This window comes from Blautia massiliensis (ex Liu et al. 2021) (assembly GCF_052064225.1).
Classification (GTDB): Bacteria; Bacillota; Clostridia; order Lachnospirales; family Lachnospiraceae; genus Blautia_A; species Blautia_A fusiformis.
Genome location: NZ_JBQHWA010000046.1, coordinates 1 through 17,475 on the forward strand (window position 1 = coordinate 1; position 17,475 = coordinate 17,475).

Annotated in this window: 15 protein-coding genes; 11 read left to right on the forward strand and 4 right to left on the reverse strand. The window is 45.1% G+C overall.

Features of this window, described 5'->3' with window-relative positions; genetic code table 11:
- Window positions 1-74: 74 nt before the first annotated feature.
- Entirely contained in the window at window positions 75-3,422 is a 3,348-nt protein-coding gene (locus ACTNDQ_RS14060; RefSeq protein ID WP_441064886.1) for a leucine-rich repeat protein, read from the reverse strand.
- Between the two features lie 483 nt (window positions 3,423-3,905).
- Between ACTNDQ_RS14060 and ACTNDQ_RS14065 the strand changes: the two genes are divergently transcribed.
- Window positions 3,906-4,922: a sulfate ABC transporter substrate-binding protein gene (locus ACTNDQ_RS14065; RefSeq protein WP_441064887.1), complete on the forward strand. Its 1,017-nt coding sequence runs from the start codon at window positions 3,906-3,908 to the stop codon at window positions 4,920-4,922.
- Window positions 4,923-5,026: 104 nt separating this feature from the next.
- On the opposite strand, the gene ACTNDQ_RS14070 is transcribed toward ACTNDQ_RS14065, so the two are convergent.
- The 3 genes from ACTNDQ_RS14070 to ACTNDQ_RS14080 all read right to left on the reverse strand — a co-directional run bounded on the left by ACTNDQ_RS14070 (window position 5,027) and on the right by ACTNDQ_RS14080 (window position 8,441).
- The gene (locus ACTNDQ_RS14070) at window positions 5,027-6,337 is read right to left on the reverse strand and encodes a hypothetical protein (protein ID WP_288787109.1); all 1,311 of its coding nucleotides are present in this window, start codon (window positions 6,335-6,337) and stop codon (window positions 5,027-5,029) included.
- Between the two features lie 199 nt (window positions 6,338-6,536).
- A complete protein-coding gene (locus tag ACTNDQ_RS14075) occupies window positions 6,537-7,250 on the reverse strand; it encodes a response regulator transcription factor (protein WP_441064888.1) in 714 nt (237 codons plus the stop codon).
- Entirely contained in the window at window positions 7,251-8,441 is a 1,191-nt protein-coding gene (locus tag ACTNDQ_RS14080; RefSeq protein ID WP_278795236.1) for a sensor histidine kinase, read from the reverse strand.
- 305 nt (window positions 8,442-8,746) lie between these two features.
- Between ACTNDQ_RS14080 and ACTNDQ_RS14085 the strand changes: the two genes are divergently transcribed.
- Genes ACTNDQ_RS14085 through ACTNDQ_RS14130 form a run of 10 tightly spaced genes read left to right on the forward strand, consistent with a single transcriptional unit; the run spans window position 8,747 to window position 17,262 of the window.
- On the forward strand, window positions 8,747-9,985 hold the full coding sequence (locus ACTNDQ_RS14085) for an O-acetylhomoserine aminocarboxypropyltransferase/cysteine synthase family protein (RefSeq protein WP_022426722.1): 1,239 nt from the start codon (window positions 8,747-8,749) through the stop codon (window positions 9,983-9,985).
- A 40-nt stretch (window positions 9,986-10,025) separates the two neighbouring features.
- Entirely contained in the window at window positions 10,026-10,889 is an 864-nt protein-coding gene (locus ACTNDQ_RS14090) for a 4Fe-4S binding protein (RefSeq protein ID WP_021650461.1), read from the forward strand.
- On the forward strand, window positions 10,882-11,127 hold the full coding sequence (locus ACTNDQ_RS14095; RefSeq protein WP_015526613.1) for a sulfurtransferase TusA family protein: 246 nt from the start codon (window positions 10,882-10,884) through the stop codon (window positions 11,125-11,127). The genes ACTNDQ_RS14090 and ACTNDQ_RS14095 overlap by 8 nt, the downstream gene beginning before the upstream one ends.
- A 12-nt stretch (window positions 11,128-11,139) precedes the next feature.
- A complete protein-coding gene (gene thiS, locus ACTNDQ_RS14100; RefSeq protein WP_021650460.1) occupies window positions 11,140-11,349 on the forward strand; it encodes a sulfur carrier protein ThiS in 210 nt (69 codons plus the stop codon).
- Complete coding sequence (gene thiF / locus ACTNDQ_RS14105) at window positions 11,349-12,155, forward strand: thiazole biosynthesis adenylyltransferase ThiF (protein ID WP_015526615.1); 807 nt, start codon at window positions 11,349-11,351, stop codon at window positions 12,153-12,155. The genes thiS and thiF overlap by 1 nt, the downstream gene beginning before the upstream one ends.
- Window positions 12,156-12,192: 37 nt before the next feature.
- Complete coding sequence (locus ACTNDQ_RS14110) at window positions 12,193-12,609, forward strand: M67 family metallopeptidase (protein ID WP_059086473.1); 417 nt, start codon at window positions 12,193-12,195, stop codon at window positions 12,607-12,609.
- A gap of 5 nt (window positions 12,610-12,614) precedes the next feature.
- On the forward strand, window positions 12,615-14,321 hold the full coding sequence (locus ACTNDQ_RS14115; RefSeq protein WP_441064889.1) for an adenylyl-sulfate reductase subunit alpha: 1,707 nt from the start codon (window positions 12,615-12,617) through the stop codon (window positions 14,319-14,321).
- Window positions 14,305-14,616 (forward strand): 4Fe-4S dicluster domain-containing protein, encoded by a 312-nt coding sequence (locus ACTNDQ_RS14120; protein ID WP_015526617.1) that lies wholly within the window; start codon window positions 14,305-14,307, stop codon window positions 14,614-14,616. The genes ACTNDQ_RS14115 and ACTNDQ_RS14120 overlap by 17 nt, the downstream gene beginning before the upstream one ends.
- A gap of 56 nt (window positions 14,617-14,672) precedes the next feature.
- The gene (cysD, locus tag ACTNDQ_RS14125) at window positions 14,673-15,575 is read left to right on the forward strand and encodes a sulfate adenylyltransferase subunit CysD (RefSeq protein WP_015526618.1); all 903 of its coding nucleotides are present in this window, start codon (window positions 14,673-14,675) and stop codon (window positions 15,573-15,575) included.
- Between the two features lies 1 nt (window position 15,576).
- The gene (locus ACTNDQ_RS14130) at window positions 15,577-17,262 is read left to right on the forward strand and encodes a sulfate adenylyltransferase subunit 1 (RefSeq protein ID WP_110925814.1); all 1,686 of its coding nucleotides are present in this window, start codon (window positions 15,577-15,579) and stop codon (window positions 17,260-17,262) included.
- The last annotated feature ends 213 nt before the right edge of the window (window positions 17,263-17,475 follow it).

Genomic DNA, 17,475 nt, shown 5'->3' on the forward strand with positions numbered 1-17,475 from the left:
TGGGTACGTGACATTGAGAGTTCCTCCTTATTCTCTTTATTATACATGAATTCTTTGAGAATAAGGTGTCAACTTTATTTATACAACATCAAAATAAAGGTTATACCAAGTTGCTTGGCGACAGTTTCAAAAGCAGTGCCGGAATGACCATAGATGTTTTTCAGGTTTGAGCAGCCTTTAAATACAGTCGAGTCACATTGAGAATCTGTAAGAGAGTCTCTTTCCCGTAAAAAGGAGACAGATTTCAGACTGCTGCAGTTTGCGAGTGATCCATCAATAAGATAATCAATTCCCTTTGGAAAAACCATAGTCTGCAGACTCTTACAGTTATAAAAACACTGTGCACCTATAGAGATTATATTATCTGGCAAAGTAATCTTTTTTAGTTTGATACAATTATAAAATGCTTTGTCGCAAATAAGGTAATCTTCTGAGGAATTAGAACTAAAGTTTTTAGGTAAAATTATTTCTGTAAGATTTTTACACCCATAAAATGCTTCATTTCCGATAGATTCTGCTGCATGTAGGATTACTTTTTTTAAATTACTGCATCCACTGAATGCACTGTTGGAAATAGTACCGGAAAGTTCGGCATTTTCCAGACTGCTACAATTTTCGAATACATTTGAAGAATAATAGATTCGGGATGTAGGGAAGGATACATTTTTCAGTCTGGAGCAATTTTTAAAAGCATCAGACCCAAGACCTTCTATATAGTGCAAGTCAATTTCCGTGAGTGCATTACAGTCTTCAAAGGCGTTGCGTTCAATGTATTTTACATTTTCCGGCAGTATGACTTTTTTCAGGTTAGAGCAACCTGCAAAATCATATGCGCCTATGAGTTGTGTCGAGGTTCCCTTTTTAAATGTTACTTCTTTCAGATTCGAGCAATTATAGAAAACATAAGAATCTAATCCACGATAGTTGCCAGCGTAGGTCCAACCACCAGAAATTTCACCAGGTAATGTGATGGACTCTAGGCTGTGGCAATTTTGAAACGCCTGACGGTTAATAGTGGTTACAGAATCGGGAATATTAATCTGTTTTAGACTGGTACAGTCAGTAAATGCGCCGGAACCTATATATGTTACGGTATCTGATAATTGAATATTCTGAAGATTGGTACAACCTTTAAAACAGTTAGCAGGTATACTCATCAGATTTGAGGGAAGAGTGACCGTTTCCAAACTGGTGCAACCTTCAAAAATGCTGCTACCCATATAGGTGAAGGTTTCATTACCGGAATGACTGAGAATATATTCTGCGGAGATATTGACTGTTTTTAAGGAAACGCAGTTTTCAAAGGCACTGGAATCTATTTTTATATATTTGGAGGGAAAGCGTATGTCTTTTAAATTTTTACAATTTTTAAAAGCTCCATAACGAATATCGGTCAAGCTATCGGGAAGCCATACACTTTCCAAATTGGGCCATCCCGAAAAATAGTATCCGTGATCATCATTTATAAATGTAAATCCTTCGCATACAATGACCTTTTTGGCAACATCACTATAAGGGCATTTTTCATCAAGAAACTTTTTGCCTGAAAAGACCAAAGTTCCATCATCAAAGTAAGACCATCCGTCTGAATGATAAAAATAACTATCCTTCACCGGATTCTTACTCTCCGGTACCGTAACCTCATAATCCACCGGAACCAGCGGCCTTGGAGTCGGAGTCGGTGTAGCGGTAATCTGGTCTTTCAGAGCGTTGGTGTATTCAGCTTTCAGGTAAAAACGATTGTAGAGCTGATAAAATTTCGCCAGTACATCCAGGATACCTCTGCGAATATTGATCTGGCCATCGCAGAGATTTTTCCAGCTTTCCGCATTTTTAACGCCCTCACGGTAAAAGATATCAGCAAAAGTCCGGTTCAGGGCACCACCGGAAGTAACGCCGGAGATGTAGGATTTTGCGATATTATTTGCGTATATCTGGAAAGTAGTATATCCCTGGAAGCATTTTACAAAAGTATTGGCGTTTTCTGTATTTTTATACCGCGTATATGTATAGGAAGAACTGGTCAGGGCAGTATTAAAATAACAGTCCATAGTATAAAGCAGGGACAGCTTCAGGTTGTCAGAGTTGATACTGGACGTGTTAAACAAAATATCCATGGCACTGGAACCATAACTTAAAGCTTTCAGAGCAGGATTCTGTTTGCTTAATTCACTGATCATAGTCTCTGTACACTTTTTCATAGCTGCAGATGCACTCTGGCTTCGCAGGTAACTGACATCGATGGACTGAGAACCGAGCTGGGCAAGGATTGCGTCGCAGGCTTCGACAAAAGCGGTATTGGAAGATCCGGCATCCCGTGCTTTCTGGATAAGAAGGATACGCTCGTCGGCTGCGTTTTTGAAAGCATTTACTTTTGTGCAGAGTTCTACCAGCTCTTTTGTGGTGGAGCAGGCATCTCCTACCAGGGAGACTGCGGTTTTCATGGAATCCACAGACTGAAGCAGTTTATTGGCTTCTTCTGCATCAAGTTTCATGAAATCTTCCGGTTTCCAGTTATAGACTCCGTTCTGGGTATAATACGTGGACAGGTCATTAAACATTTTTATCAGATAAGAATTGGCGCGTTCAATTTGTGAGGAATCAAAATCCTTGGAATCCGTGGAATCTACAAACTGCAGATAATCCGCAAGTAAAGCTTCATAGATCAGCTTCTGGTCATCATAAAATTCCTGCTTGATAACGCCCTTCCAGATGGAAGAAAGCACAAGCATAGGCTTATTGGACAGGATACGTTCGCCAAGTTCCTGATAAACCGGTTTTACGGAAGGCTGGGTGATAAGGTTATACAGAGACTTCGTCTGGATATTTTTTCCATCCACAACAAGACCGGTCTTAACTGTATCGGCAAGCCAGATATCGTGATCCGGTATTTTGGATGAGGCGAATGCAGCGGAGGAAGAATCATTTCCATCGTTAAAGGTGTCGGATTCGCCGTCATCAAAAAGAAGCTCCTGAGAAAGTTCGGAATCGTTTTCGGTTGAGGAAGCTTCTGGTTCCAGTTCAACATCTTCCGGCATGGTTTCCTCTGGAAGCAGTTCTACGTCCTGGTCCGTTTCCGGATTTGTCACAGAGTCGGAAACGGAAGGAGCTGATTCTGTGTTTGTTGTGGAATCAGGATTTGTATCTGCGTCCAGGTCCGACGAAACCTTGGATTCTTCGGAAACTGCTCCGGAATCTGTAGTTGTTATATGATCGGGATGTTCGTCAGAAAAATCATCACCGCTGGTGGCTGACAGATTATCTGAAGGATCCGAATCTGTGGCGTTAGCCTCCGGAGAAAAAATTTCTTCCGCATTCGCAGCTTCTTCCGGAACTGCAGAAAAATCAGCAGCAGAGACGAACCCTGCAGATTGTGTCAGCAGACATGCGGATAATAAAAATGCAAGAGTTTTCTTTTTCATATACATACTCCTCCTTAAACGTATGATATTTATAATTCGATTATAAAGGAAATGTCTTTGAAAATCTATAAGAATACTCCACATTCGGATAAGTACAAAGAGATTTGTTTTAACAGAATCAGGGAAGTTCACTGCTTCAATTGCAAATATCCGCCTGACACCGATCAAAATTTCACAGAGGAAGGAAAACATCCCGCAAAAACAAGATATACTTTGGCAAAATTCCCGAAAAACACAGGAATTACAAGAATGATGACGTTTTCACATATACTCTCGGAATAATAAAAAACCGTGTAAAAATCAATAGAAACAATACATTATCGTTAGAAAGCAGACATAAAAACCTGTAAAATCCGCCAAAATATCCCTGATTTCGAAAACTACTGAAAACGGTTTCCAATCTAATAGTTTTCATATGTACTTACTCATGTTTATAATAGCCCCAACAACAAAACACGAGGTAAAACACAGGAGGTAAGTATTATGAAAAGAAGATGGAAATCAGCAGTAGCAGCTCTTGCAGCAATAGCAACAATTGGAAGCCTTACAGGCGTAACCACCTATGCGGCGGACAGTGTCAGCATCACCAATGTATCTTATGATCCGACCAGAGAGCTTTACGAACAGTACAACAAGATCTTCCAGGAACACTGGAAGGAAAAAACAGGCCAGGATGTGGAAATCACACAGTCCCATGGTGGTTCCGGCAAGCAGGCACTTGAGGTTGCCAATGGACTGGAAGCAGATGTGGTAACACTGGCACTGGAGTATGATGTAGATGCGATCCAGGATGCAGGACTCATCGATGACGGATGGGTGGACGAATTTCCGGAGGACAGCGCTCCCTATACTTCGACGATTGTATTTCTTGTGAGAAAAGGAAATCCGAAGAACATCAAAGACTGGGACGATCTGGTAAAGAAAGACGTAGGTGTGATCACACCAAACCCGAAAACCTCCGGCGGAGCAAGATGGAACTATCTGGCAGCCTGGGCCTATGCAAAAGATAAATATAACGGAGACGAGGACAAAATTAAAGAATTCATCGGAGATCTTTACAAAAACGTACTTGTCCTGGATACCAGAGCCAGAGGCGCAACGACCTCTTTCGTGGAAAACGGACAGGGTGATGTACTGATCGCCTGGGAAAATGAAGCCTATCTTTCCGTAAAGGATTATCCGGACGACTACGAGATCGTAACACCAAGCATCAGCATCCTTGCACAGCCATCTGTAGCAGTAGTCGATAAAGTCGTAGACAAAAGAGGCACCAGAGATGTGGCAGAGGAATATCTGAATTATCTCTATTCCGATGAAGCACAGAGGATCGCCGGTGATAATTATTACCGTCCGTCAAACCAGGATATTCTGAAGGAATACTCCGATGTGTTTGACCTGGACATCAATCTTGTCACCATTGATGATTTCGGCGGATGGAAAAAGGCACAGGAAACACATTTCTCAGATGGAGGGATTTTTGATCAGATTTACGAAGGATAGACAGCAGAAGATATAGTTGGACACAATAACACAAAGAAGCTGCAGAACAGTGAAAAAACAGAGTCTGCAGCTTCTTTTATGTAAATATTGCGAATCACAAGGGATCAGGCATGGCTTCCTTCGGTCAGGGAACAGCCGTCCATCATACGGATCCCGTTTATGACATCCAGATAAGTGTCATACATTTCCTTCCATTCATCAGAGGCGTCCCTGGAGTACTGGCTGATGGTGGACAGAAGATCGTATTTTTTGCCGTCGACGGTTTCGATACGGCCGAGATAGCCCTGCCATACACTGTCCAGAGGCTGGTCTTCGCCATCGTAATATCTGGCTTCCAGAGTCAGTACAGGAACATCCTCATTGTAATAAGTCAGTTTATATCCACCATTTTCGGTTTCGGTTGTTTCATAATGGCAGAGATATTTCCAGCGCTCCGGAGTGAGGACCTGGAAGTAATCCGTCATGGCCATATCCACACGCTCTGCGTAAACGAAATCTATGGATTTGATCAGCTCTGTGGCTTCCTTTTCGGCGGCCTTATCATAAGTGTCTGACGGAGTCAGGACAAAAAGTCCGAATGTATAATCGTCAGTCTGGCATACAAGAGCATCTACATTTTTTTCTTCTTCGTTGACTTCGGTTAAGTATTGATATTTCGTGGCAGGATAAGATTCAAAGGTAAGATCCTTTTTGGTGATGATCTCACCCTTTACCGGATAGTATTCTGCCAGAAAACCCTTCAGGGAAGAATCCTCCAGAGAGGAATTCGGTACTTTTAAAACAAAGGCAGTGCTTTTTCCGCCATTTACGGAACGCTGCTCGAAATAACCTTCTTTTTCGGGCATGGATTCTCTGATCGTATCATCGGCAGGGAATCCAACCCGCATATGAAGCTCGCCGCGCTTTTCCGATTCGGAGGAATCTTCCGTGTTTGTATCGGAAGAGGAATTTGGGTATGAAGAATCGGAATCCTGCGAGGAGGAGTTTCCACTGGTATCGGAGGATTCTTCTGAAGAATCTCCGGAGGAGGAATCAGTTTCAGAATCGGAATATTCCTGAAGATTACCGTAGTCATCAATATAATATTTATCTCTGGAGCCAATATATGTGGTTCCGGTGGCATCTTCCAGCCACACACTGCCGTCCTCATAATAATAATGAGGCTCAAAATAACCGTCCTGTTCGGTCCAGCCGGCATCGTTGCCTTCCATCAGTTCACCGGAATCCGGGTCAGGGGCATAATTACCTTCCCCGATATATTCATCCTCGGAACCATTGCGGTACCAGTAATCTCCGTTTTCATCCTGCCAGATGTACTGACCGTCATCGGTTGGAGGGTCAGAAGCGAGGACCGGGACTGCAGATATGGAAAGAGCAATCGCGCCTGTTAAAAGAACTAAGATTTTTTTATGCATAGGCACCTCCTGATAAATTGCGCAGCAGTTAGCTGCTTACTATTCTTTGATCATAAATTTTTACAAATAAAAAAGATCTGTCTGTTAAGTACATTGTAACAGACAGATCCCGATATCCGGAAATGTGAAGAAAAAGAGACATTTACGGAAAGCTGCTTACAGGTCTGGAAATATGTTATCCGATCGTGAAAAGGCCGGCTTACCGGCAGGTAAAAAGATATCCCTTCCCATAAACCGAGACAATGTCATACTCATCGGTATCTTCGGCACCGATCTTGGTCCGGAGGTTAAAGATATGCCGCCGTACCGTGCTGGTATCTGTTCCTGCACAGCTGCCCCATACCGCTTCGTAGAGCTCCTTTGCAGAAAAAATCTTCTCCTGGTTTTCTGCAAGGAGGCGCAGCAGAGAGAATTCGGTCCGGGTAAGGCCTGTGTCGGTATTATTGAGATATGCATGGCCGTCCGAAAGATCCAGCCGCAGGCTGCCGATGGTGATCTGACGGGAGGACTGAAATTTTTCTTTTATTTTTTCTTCCATTCGTTTCTGGCGTTCCAGAAGCATCTGGATCACGGCCAGAAATTCATCGAAATTATAAGGTTTGGTGAGATAATAGTCGCCTCCCTGCTGAAGTCCTTCTACCCGATCCCGGATATCACTTTTTCCGGTGAGAAAAAGAACCGGATTCATGGTTTTTTCGCGGAAGCGGCGGCAGATATCCAGACCGTTTCCGTCCGGAAGCATAATGTCCAGGATAAGAAGATCCGGCAGCTGTTCTGCAAGCTGATGACAGGTTTCGGCGGCTGTCTGTGCAGTGCGGACATCATAGCCACGGCGCCGCAGCATCCGGCAGTTGGTATTCAGCACCTGTTCTTCATCCTCGACCATAAGGATAAGTGATTTCTTTTCATTCATTTATGATTCCTCCTCCGGAAGTGAGAAGAACACCTGAGTTCCCTCGCCTTCTTTACTTTTCAGCCATATTTTGCCGCCATGGGCAGTGATGATCTGATGACAGACATAGAGGCCTATGCCGTGCCTCCAGTAATCCTTATCAGCGGAAACATAACCCTTGAGTGCGTTTTTTCGCATTTCTTCTGACATGCCGGTTCCGGTGTCGGAGACGCAGATGGTCTGCCAGCCCGGTTCGCCGGTAAGAGAAATGGTGATGGTTCCGTTTTGGGTGTGACGCTCTGCATTGGAGATCAGATTGGTGACAACCTGGATCAGCCGTTCCGGATCAGCAGAGATTTCCGGGAGTCCGGATTGTGTCGTAAGGACCAGCTGATTGTTCTTTGAGCTTGGATGACTGCAGTAGTCTTTTTTTACAGAATACAAAAGACCGGACAGATCTGATGGGACAAGGGAAAGGGCAAGCCGTCCCTGCTCAATGGAAACCGTATCCATCAGATCCAGCACGATCCGGTCGATCCGCATTACCGACTGTTCAATGGTGCGGAGATTTTCCTGCATAAGAGAGAAATCCAGAGGCTCTTCCTCAAGGAGCTCGGAGGTGTCCCGCGCGTGGAGGGAAATGGAACTCAGAGGATTTTTAATCTCATGGGCAACGGTGGTCAGGAAGGTGGACTTGGCATTATCAAGGGAGCGCAGTCGCAGATTCTGTTCCTCCAGAAGGAACTGCTGCTGGTTATATTCCTTCAGATGAAAATAGAGAACACTGCCGCAGACAATACTTACAGAGACAAACGCCAGAAGGATATCTGCCAGCCGGTCTGCTTCCGTGGCAAAAGGAGTTACAGTGTCCGGGAAATGGTATGCAACCAGACACAGTCCCATATAAAGGAGGATCTCCAGCAGGGAAACGATCAGAGCGCGTCTTTTTTCCAGCATCAGCACGGTAAAAATAATAGCAAACACAAAGAATGCCGGCATGCCGCCACGATAACCGCCGCTGGTAAAAAACATCACCGGAAAAACGATCAGAAAGATCACGACAATGGTGATCAGGTAGCAGCGCTGATATTTTCCACTGTAATAGGAATAAAGAAAAAGCCCTCCGGAGATTGCAACCAGCGCAAAATTGATCAGTACATTTCCCCAGGAACCGGTCCCGAGACTGAGAAAGGCCATGATCAGGCTGATCACAGTACCTCCTAAGGCGAGGATGTTGAACAGCCGGACGCGGAAATCAAGGGTGGTACTGAATAAAGAGTGAAAAATATTCCGGAGTTTCGGGTTTATATTGATAGGGATCACCTCCTGTTCTTCATGTAGGTTTGTATGCCTGCGGGCATCTTTCTTTTGGTGCTGTAATTATCGTAACTGTTATAATTGTATCATGCTGTCGTATAGTTGTGTACACAAAAAAAATACATTTAATCCCGTTTTCCTATTGACATACTATGAATAGTAGGTTAATATAAGTGTCAACAAAAGAAAGGGAAGAGGCTATGAACGAATACGGCTTTAATACAGGACTGCTCCACGGCACCAACGAGAAATATCCGCAGGGAGCCACACAGGTTCCAATCTATCAGAGCAGCGCATTCCGACATGACAGCGCGGAAGACCTGGAGAAAATTTTTGACAATAAAAAAATGGGCTTTTCCTATACAAGGATCAACAATCCTACGGTAGAGTCCTTTGAGAAGCGAGTGACCATGCTGGAGGATGGGATCGGCAGTGTGGCCTGTGCATCCGGAATGGCAGCGCTGACCAATGCGTTTCTGAACATTCTTCAGGCGGGAGATGAGATCGTGGCAGCCTGCGGACTGTATGGCGGAACTGTGGAACTGTTCGATGATCTGAAGCCTTTCGGGATTTCCGTAAAATATGTGAAAGAGAATAAGCCGGAAGCTTTTGAGGCAGAGATCACAGAGAAGACGCGACTTGTTTTTGCGGAGACCATTGGCAACCCCAAGCTGGATGTTACCGATATCCAGGCAGTTGCGGAAGTGGCACATAAGCATGACGTACCGCTGATCGTAGACAACACGGTGGCAACCCCGTATCTGATCCAGCCACTGAAGCTTGGAGCTGACATTGTGGTTCATTCCTCTTCCAAATATATCAATGGAAGCAGCGATGCCATCAGCGGTATTCTTGTCTGTGGTAAGGGTCTGAAATGGGACCCTGACCGATATCCGGGACTTGCTCCATACCGGAAATTCGGACCATTTGCATACATCGCCAAGCTTAGAAACGGACTTTTCCGGAACACTGGCGCGTGTCTTGCTCCGCAGAATGCTTTCCTTAATAACCTGGGACTGGAAACCCTGGGACTTCGAATGCAGAGACAGTGTGACAATGCACTGGAGCTTGCGAGATTTTTACAGGGCCTGGGTGGTGACATTGAAGTAAATTATCCGGGACTGGAAGAAAGCCCTTATCACGAAATTGCGGAAAAGCAGTTCAGGAATGGCTACGGAGCTATCGTAACCGTAAGAACCGGAAGCAAGGAGAAGGCTTTTTCCATTATTAATTCATTGAAGATCCCGCTGATCATCTCCAATATCGGAGATACGAAGACACTGGTGATCCATCCGGAATCCACCATCGCGGCACACATCTCCGACGAAGAGAAGCTGCAGTCCGGAGTATTCGAGGATCTGATCCGTATCAGTGTGGGAATTGAAGATATTGAAGATTTAAAAGAAGATTTCAAACAAGCGATAGAAAATAACCGATAAAATCTAAGAGCTGCACCAGCAGAGAAATGGAGAGTTCGTTATGGCAAAAGTAGATTACGCTACATTAAAAAAAGGTGGTTTCATGAGACAGAAGCAGAAAAATAATTTTTCTCTTCGTCTTGCCTGTGTAGGCGGTACACTTACCGCAGAAAACCTTAAGAAGATCGCAGAGGTAGCTGAGAAATACGGTGACGGATATGTACATCTTACTTCCAGACAGGGAGTTGAGATCCCGTTCATTAAATTAGATGATATTGATGATGTAAAGGATGATCTTGCAAAAGGCGGATGCAAGCCTGGTGTCTGCGGACCGAGAGTCCGTACAGTTACAGCCTGCCAGGGCAACGCTGTCTGTCCAAGCGGAAATATCAACAGCTATGACATTGCAGTGAAATTAAATGAAAGATATTTCGGAAGAGAGCTTCCTCATAAATTCAAATTCGGTGTTACCGGATGCCAGAACAACTGTCTGAAGGCAGAGGAGAATGATGTAGGAATCAAGGGAGCGGCTGAGGTCAGCTGGAAAGAGGATGCATGTATCCACTGTGGTGTCTGTGAAAAGGCCTGCAGAGAAAACGCCATCTCCTTTGAGGATGACAAGCTGGTGATCGATACAGAGAAATGTAACTACTGCGGCAGATGTGCAAAATCCTGTCCGGTGGATGCATGGGATGTAAACGAAGCATATATCGTTTCCTTTGGCGGAACGTTTGGAAATCACATCAGCAAGGGACAGGAATTCCTTCCGCTGATCACCTCTGAGGAGCAGCTTTTCAGAGTGACCGATGCAGCGATCCAGTTCTTTGATGATCATGCAAATCCGGGAGAGCGTTTTAAATTTACCATCGACCGGGTAGGCGCTGAAAAACTTCAGGAAGTTTTGAAAGGAGCATACAATGGCTGATATTAAGATTGATGATACCGTAGATATTACCGATGTGGTCTGCCCGGTAACCTTTGTAAAAGCAAAGGTAGCACTTGAGGAGCTGGATGACGGACAGATCCTGGCGATCAAAATGAACGATGGCGAGCCGGTACAGAATGTGCCGAGAAGCGTGAAGGAAGAAGGACATCAGATCCTGAAGCTCGAGGACAACGAAGACGGAACTTATACACTGATCGTAAGAAAAGTTGAAGAATAGGAGAACAGAGAAATGACAATCACAGTTGCAGGAAATAAAAAAGAGTACGAAGACGGACTGAAGCTTACAGAGCTTATTGAGAAAGAGGATATTGAAAGTCCTGAGTATGTAACCGTAACTATCAACGATGAATTCATCAGCAAGGCAGACGTTCCGGAAACAGAGGTAAAGGACGGCGACGTTGTTGAGTTCCTGTATTACATGGGAGGAGGCGCAAGATAATGGCTTTTACAAATGAGCAGCTTGAGCGGTACTCCCGCCATATCATCCTGAAGGAGGTTGGAGTAAAAGGTCAGAAAAAGCTTCTGAATGCCAAGGTTCTGATCATCGGAGCCGGCGGACTTGGAGCACCGGCAGCCCTTTACCTTGCAGCAGCAGGTGTGGGAACCATCGGGATCGCGGATGCAGATGAGGTAGATCTTTCCAATCTTCAGCGACAGGTCATCCACACAACTGCAGATGTCGGCAAACTGAAGGTAGAGTCTGCGGCTGAGACCATGAAAGCAATCAACCCGGACGTTACTGTAAATACATATCATACCTTTGTAGATTCCAGCAACATCATGGATCTGATCAAAGATTACGATTTCATTCTTGACGGAACAGACAACTTTCCTGCAAAATTCCTGATCAACGATGCCTGTGTAATGGCCGAGAAACCGTTTTCACATGCAGGGATCATCCGTTTCCAGGGACAGCTGATGACTTACGTTCCGGGACAGGGCCCGTGCTACAGATGTGCGTTCCAGAGCCCGCCGCCAAAGGATGCCGTACCGACCTGTAAGCAGGCTGGCGTGATCGGAGCCATGGGCGGAGTGATCGGAAGCCTTCAGGCAATGGAAGCGATCAAGTACATCATCGGACAGGGTGATCTTCTTACAGGAAGACTTCTTACCTACGATGCGCTGAAGATGACATTCCGTACCGTGAAGCTTCCGAAGAATCATCATTGCCCGGTATGCGGCGATGATCCGACGATCACAGAACTGATCGATTATGAGCAGGCTGTATGTGAATTAAAACACTAAAAATTAAGTATAGAAACCCATTGGAGGCTGCGAAGAAATGCTGAAATTAAAAAAAGAAGATTACGAGAAAATATTAGACCACTGCAGAAAAGGACTTCCCAATGAGTCCTGCGGCCTTCTGGGCGGGACCATTGAGGACGATGTAAAAACCATCGAGAAGGTGTATCTGCTGACAAATATCGATGAAAGCAACGAACACTTTTCCATGGACCCGAAGGAACAGCTGAGCGCGATCAAGGATATCCGTCAGAACGGATATCAGATGATCGGAAACTTTCATTCTCATCCGGAGTCTCCGTCAAGGCCTTCCGAAGAAGATAAACGACTTGCATTTGACCCGAACATCGAATATCTGATCCTCTCCCTTATGGATGCAGAAAATCCGGTGTTGAAGGCCTTTGGCGTAGATAAAGAGAAAAATGTAACGGTACATGAGCTTCAGATAACAGAGTGATGAGTATGAAAAACAGATTAAACACAAAGGAAATTACAACAGATGTGCTGATCATAGGCGGAGGTACCGCAGGCTGCTATGCGGCGCTGGTTCTCTCAGAACAGAAAGCCGGCAGGGTACTGATCGCAGAAAAAGCAAATATCAGACGAAGCGGCTGTCTGGCAGCAGGTGTTAATGCAATCAATGCCTACATTGTAAAAGGCCGCAAGCCGCAGGATTATGTAGATTATGCAACAAAGGATGCCGCCGGGATCGTAAGGCAGGACCTTCTTCTTACAGCAGCGGAGAATTTCAACGAAGTTACTGCGAAGATGGAAAAGCTTGGGCTTGTGATCCTGAAGGATGAAAATGGTGATTATGTAGCCAGAGGAAACCGTAACATCAAGATCAACGGTGAAAATTTTAAACCACTTCTTGCTAATGCAGTTAATAAAGCTGAGAACGTAGACGTTCTGAATTATGTAAATATCACAGACCTTCTTGTAAAAGACGGACAGGTTTACGGAGCGGTTGGTTTCTCTATTATGGAAGAAACCGCATACATTATCCGGGCAAAGGCAGTTCTTGCTGCAACAGGCGGAGCGGCCGGACTTTATAAGCCGAACAATCCGGGATTTTCCAGACATAAGATGTGGTATCCGCCGTTTAACACAGGTGCCGGATATGCAATGGGAATCCTGGCAGGTGCGGAGATGACATCCTTTGAGATGCGTTTTATCGCACTTCGCTGCAAGGATACCATTGCTCCTACGGGAACCATCGCACAGGGTGTCGGCGCAAAACAGATCAATGCAGCTGGCGAGATCTATGAGACAAAATACGGACTGACCACAAGCGAGAGAGTTTACGGAACAGTTCGGGAAAATCAGCTTGGCCACGGCCCGTGTTACCTGAAGACTACAGGGATCACGAAGGAACAGGATGAAGATCTTCTGAAGGCTTATCTCAACATGGCACCGAGCCAGACTCTGAAATGGATTGAAAGCGGAAAGAGCCCCAGCGAGCAGGATGTGGAGATCCAGGGAACAGAGCCGTATATCGTAGGCGGTCATACAGCCAGCGGCTACTGGGTAAATACAGGCCGTGAAACCACGGTAAAGGGGCTATATGCAGCTGGTGATGTTGCAGGCGGATGTCCGCAGAAATATGTAACAGGAGCTCTTGCAGAAGGAAAGCTTGCAGCATTGGATATGGTGAAACAGTTTAAGGCCGGAACTCTGAAGGAAGCAGATATTCAGACTGAGACAGAGATCAAGGTTCAGGAAGGGGAAATTCTTTCTCAGTACGAAAAGTTCCGAAATGAAGACGCACCGGCATTTTCCGTGGAAGAGCTGGAAGAGGCTATGCAGAAAGTCATGGATGAATATGCGGGAGGAATTGCTTCTAATTATCAGTTTAATGAGAAGCAGCTTGCTCTTGCAGATGAAAAAATCCTTCAGCTTCAGGCTCTTGCCGAAAAAACAGCGGCAGCAGATATGCATGAGCTGATGTTTGCATACGAACTTCGTGAGCGTCTCATTGTGTGCCGTTCACTGATCGCTCATCTGAAAAACCGCAAAGAGACCAGATGGCATTCTTTTAACGAAAATCTGGATCATCCGGAAACAGATGAGAAATTTTATAAATATGTAAATTCGAAACTGGAAAACGGCGAGATCAGGATGATTTTTCGCGACATTGTAAAGGAGGACACATATGAGCATACGAATTGATCAGAAAAAATGTGTTGGCTGCAGAAAATGCAGTGAAGTATGTCCGGGAACCCTGATCGTCATGGAAGACAAAAAAGCCGTGATGAAATATCCGAAAAACTGCTGGGGCTGCGTTTCCTGTGTAAAGGAATGTAAAGCCGGTGCCATCGACTTTTTCCTTGGTGCGGATATCGGCGGGAACGGAAGTATCATGAATGTAAAAAGCGAAGGGGATATCCTTCATTGGATCATTACAAAAACGGACGGTTCTACATCCGTGATCGATGTGGATCGACGGAATTCGAATAAATATTAGACCAGAAGATAAGTGCTGCCGGTTCTGGCGGCCGGAACAGGAGGATGAGATCAGATATGAGTGGATTATCACATTTGGATGAGCTGGAAGCAGAGGCAATTTATATCATCCGTGAAGTTGCAGCAGAGTGCGAGAAGCCGGTAATGCTTTATTCTATAGGAAAAGACAGTTCTGTAATGCTTCATCTTGCAATGAAGGCTTTTTATCCGGAGAAACCGCCATTTCCGTTTCTTCACGTAAATACAACATGGAAATTTAAAGAGATGATAGAGTTTCGTGACAAAACCGCGAAGGATCTGGGAATCGAAATGCTTGAGTACATTAATCAGGATGGTGTGAAGCAGGGTATCAATCCTTTTGACAGCGGCTCCGCATACACAGATATCATGAAAACGCAAGCACTGAAGCAGGCTCTTAAGAAATATGGTTTCACAGCTGCTTTTGGCGGCGGTCGTCGTGACGAGGAGAAAAGCCGTGCAAAAGAGCGTATCTTCTCCTTCCGTAATGCAGAGCAGGCCTGGGATCCGAAGAACCAGCGTCCGGAGATGTGGAAACTTTATAATACGGAGATCAATAAAGGCGAAAGCATCCGTGTTTTTCCGATTTCCAACTGGACTGAGACGGATATCTGGCAGTATATTAAGAGAGAAAATATCCCGATCGTTCCTCTTTATTTTGCAAAAGAGCGTCCGGTTGTATACAGAGACGGCAACATTATCATGGTGGATGACGACAGAATGCGTCTGAACCCGGGTGAGGAGCCGCAGATGAAAAAGGTCCGTTTCCGTACTCTCGGATGCTATCCTCTGACAGGTGGTATCGAGTCTGACGCGGAGACACTGGACGAGATCATTGACGAGACCTTAAGCTCTGTGGAATCTGAGAGAACCACACGTGTTATTGATTCCGACGGCGGAGCTGCAAGTATGGAAAAAAGAAAGAGAGAGGGGTACTTCTAGGATGAGCGGATTACTGAAATTTATCACTTGCGGAAGTGTAGATGATGGAAAATCTACACTGATCGGTCATATTCTTTATGATTCCAAGCTTTTATATGCGGACCAGGAAAAAGCCCTTCTTCTGGACAGCAAGGTAGGTTCCAGAGGTGGTGCCATTGATTATTCTCTTCTTCTGGATGGCCTGATGGCAGAACGTGAGCAGGGAATCACCATTGATGTTGCGTATCGTTATTTTACAACCGATAAAAGAAGCTTTATCGTTGCGGATACTCCCGGACATGAGGAGTATACAAGGAACATGGCGGTTGGAGCTTCCTTTGCTCAGCTTTCCATTATTCTTGTGGATGCGAAGCAGGGGGTTCTGGTCCAGACAAGGCGTCATGCACGTATCTGCGCTCTGATGGGTATCCATCATTTTGTATTTGCTGTGAACAAAATGGATCTTGTTGATTACAGTGAGAGTCGTTTTAATGAGATCGTAAAGGATATCAATGAGCTTTCTGAGACTCTGGGGCTTCAGGATGTTGTGATCATTCCTGTCAGTGCTACAGAGGGTGATAACGTAACGAAGAAGTCTCCGAATATGCCCTGGTATACGGGGAAAGCTCTTCTGGAGCATCTTGAGACTGTGGATGTTTCAGAGGCTGAGAATGTCAGCGAGTTTTATCTGCCTGTTCAGCGTGTTTCTCGTCCAAACCATGAATTTCGCGGTTTCCAGGGCCAGATCGAGAGTGGTCGGGTTCATGTAGGCGATATCATCACAACGCTCCCAAGCAACGAGACAGCGGCTGTTAAGACGATCCTGGTGGGCAGTGACGATCGTGAGGAGGCTGTTGCCGGCCAGGCTGTTACGATACAGCTGGATAAAGAGGTGGATGTAAGCCGTGGATGTGTTCTTACCAATAATAATGAGATCCCTGTTGCAAAGGGCTTTGAGGCTACGCTTCTATGGATGGATGATTCCAGGCTTGAAGTGGGCAAGGAGTATCTTGTGAAGCTTGGTACCAAGAAGATCGCAGGTGTGGTTAAGAGTATTGAGTTTAAGACGGATGTAAATACCGGGGAGCATCTGCATGCGGATACGATCGAGAAGAATGAGATCGCTCTTTGCAAAATCGGTCTTTCTGATAAGGTTGTGCTGGATGAGTTTAAGAGGAATAAGACTCTTGGTGAGCTGATCCTGATCGACCGTGTGAGTCATATGACTTCTGCATGTGGTGTTGTGGAATCGGTTGATACTGAGGGGGAGAAGCCTTATTTCCAGAAGGATGATGTGAAGGTTGGCGGTTATGTTTTTGAGGAGTTTTATTTTAACCTTGAGAATGCGCTGCTTTCCAAGGCGGATAAAGAGGTTAAGACTTATCATGTAGGGGATGTGGTGCCTGTTGAGGGTGACAGCTTTGAGTATCCGGGCTATTTTGATATTGTTTCTCTGGAGGATAGCGCGGCTGTTCTGATCCGTGATAAGAGGGTGCAGGATATTATTCCGCTGGATGAGTATGTGTTTATGGGGCTTCCTGTTGTGGATGAGAGAGGTTTTGCCCTGGAGATCCGCAGTAATGATGATTATCAGATGTTTTTGAGGGAATTTGAGGCTGCTGATAATAAGTCGGAGTTTCATAATAAGTGGTTTAAGTTTGAGACTTACAGGAGGATTGTCTGCACGGATAATTTCTGGATGATCTGATCTGACCTGATTTGACCTTACCGGATTGGGTGGCGGATGTGGATTGGATTATACGTTTGAAGCTGATCGGGTGAGGGGTAGGTTGTGATTGGTTGTCTGAGTGAAAGATTATATCAGATTATGTGGTCCTATGTCAAGATTTAGTACAAATTAAAATGAGAAGTTCTGCCTGCTAAGCAGCAGACAGTAACATACCCCTCTCATACAGCTTTT

Excerpts from the sequence above, each read along its gene's own strand:
- ACTNDQ_RS14095 (WP_015526613.1), top strand. The coding sequence starts at position 10,882 with ATGGCTGATATTAAGATTGATGATACCGTAGATATTACCGATGTGGTC.
- thiS (WP_021650460.1), top strand. The coding sequence starts at position 11,140 with ATGACAATCACAGTTGCAGGAAATAAAAAAGAGTACGAAGACGGACTG.
- ACTNDQ_RS14060 (WP_441064886.1), bottom strand. The coding sequence starts at position 3,422 with ATGAAAAAGAAAACTCTTGCATTTTTATTATCCGCATGTCTGCTGACA.
- ACTNDQ_RS14075 (WP_441064888.1), bottom strand. The coding sequence starts at position 7,250 with ATGAATGAAAAGAAATCACTTATCCTTATGGTCGAGGATGAAGAACAG.
- cysD (WP_015526618.1), top strand. The coding sequence starts at position 14,673 with ATGAGTGGATTATCACATTTGGATGAGCTGGAAGCAGAGGCAATTTAT.
- ACTNDQ_RS14120 (WP_015526617.1), top strand. The coding sequence starts at position 14,305 with ATGAGCATACGAATTGATCAGAAAAAATGTGTTGGCTGCAGAAAATGC.
- ACTNDQ_RS14115 (WP_441064889.1), top strand. The coding sequence starts at position 12,615 with ATGAAAAACAGATTAAACACAAAGGAAATTACAACAGATGTGCTGATC.
- ACTNDQ_RS14065 (WP_441064887.1), top strand. The coding sequence starts at position 3,906 with ATGAAAAGAAGATGGAAATCAGCAGTAGCAGCTCTTGCAGCAATAGCA.
- ACTNDQ_RS14130 (WP_110925814.1), top strand. The coding sequence starts at position 15,577 with ATGAGCGGATTACTGAAATTTATCACTTGCGGAAGTGTAGATGATGGA.
- ACTNDQ_RS14070 (WP_288787109.1), bottom strand. The coding sequence starts at position 6,337 with ATGCATAAAAAAATCTTAGTTCTTTTAACAGGCGCGATTGCTCTTTCC.
- thiF (WP_015526615.1), top strand. The coding sequence starts at position 11,349 with ATGGCTTTTACAAATGAGCAGCTTGAGCGGTACTCCCGCCATATCATC.
- ACTNDQ_RS14110 (WP_059086473.1), top strand. The coding sequence starts at position 12,193 with ATGCTGAAATTAAAAAAAGAAGATTACGAGAAAATATTAGACCACTGC.
- ACTNDQ_RS14090 (WP_021650461.1), top strand. The coding sequence starts at position 10,026 with ATGGCAAAAGTAGATTACGCTACATTAAAAAAAGGTGGTTTCATGAGA.
- ACTNDQ_RS14085 (WP_022426722.1), top strand. The coding sequence starts at position 8,747 with ATGAACGAATACGGCTTTAATACAGGACTGCTCCACGGCACCAACGAG.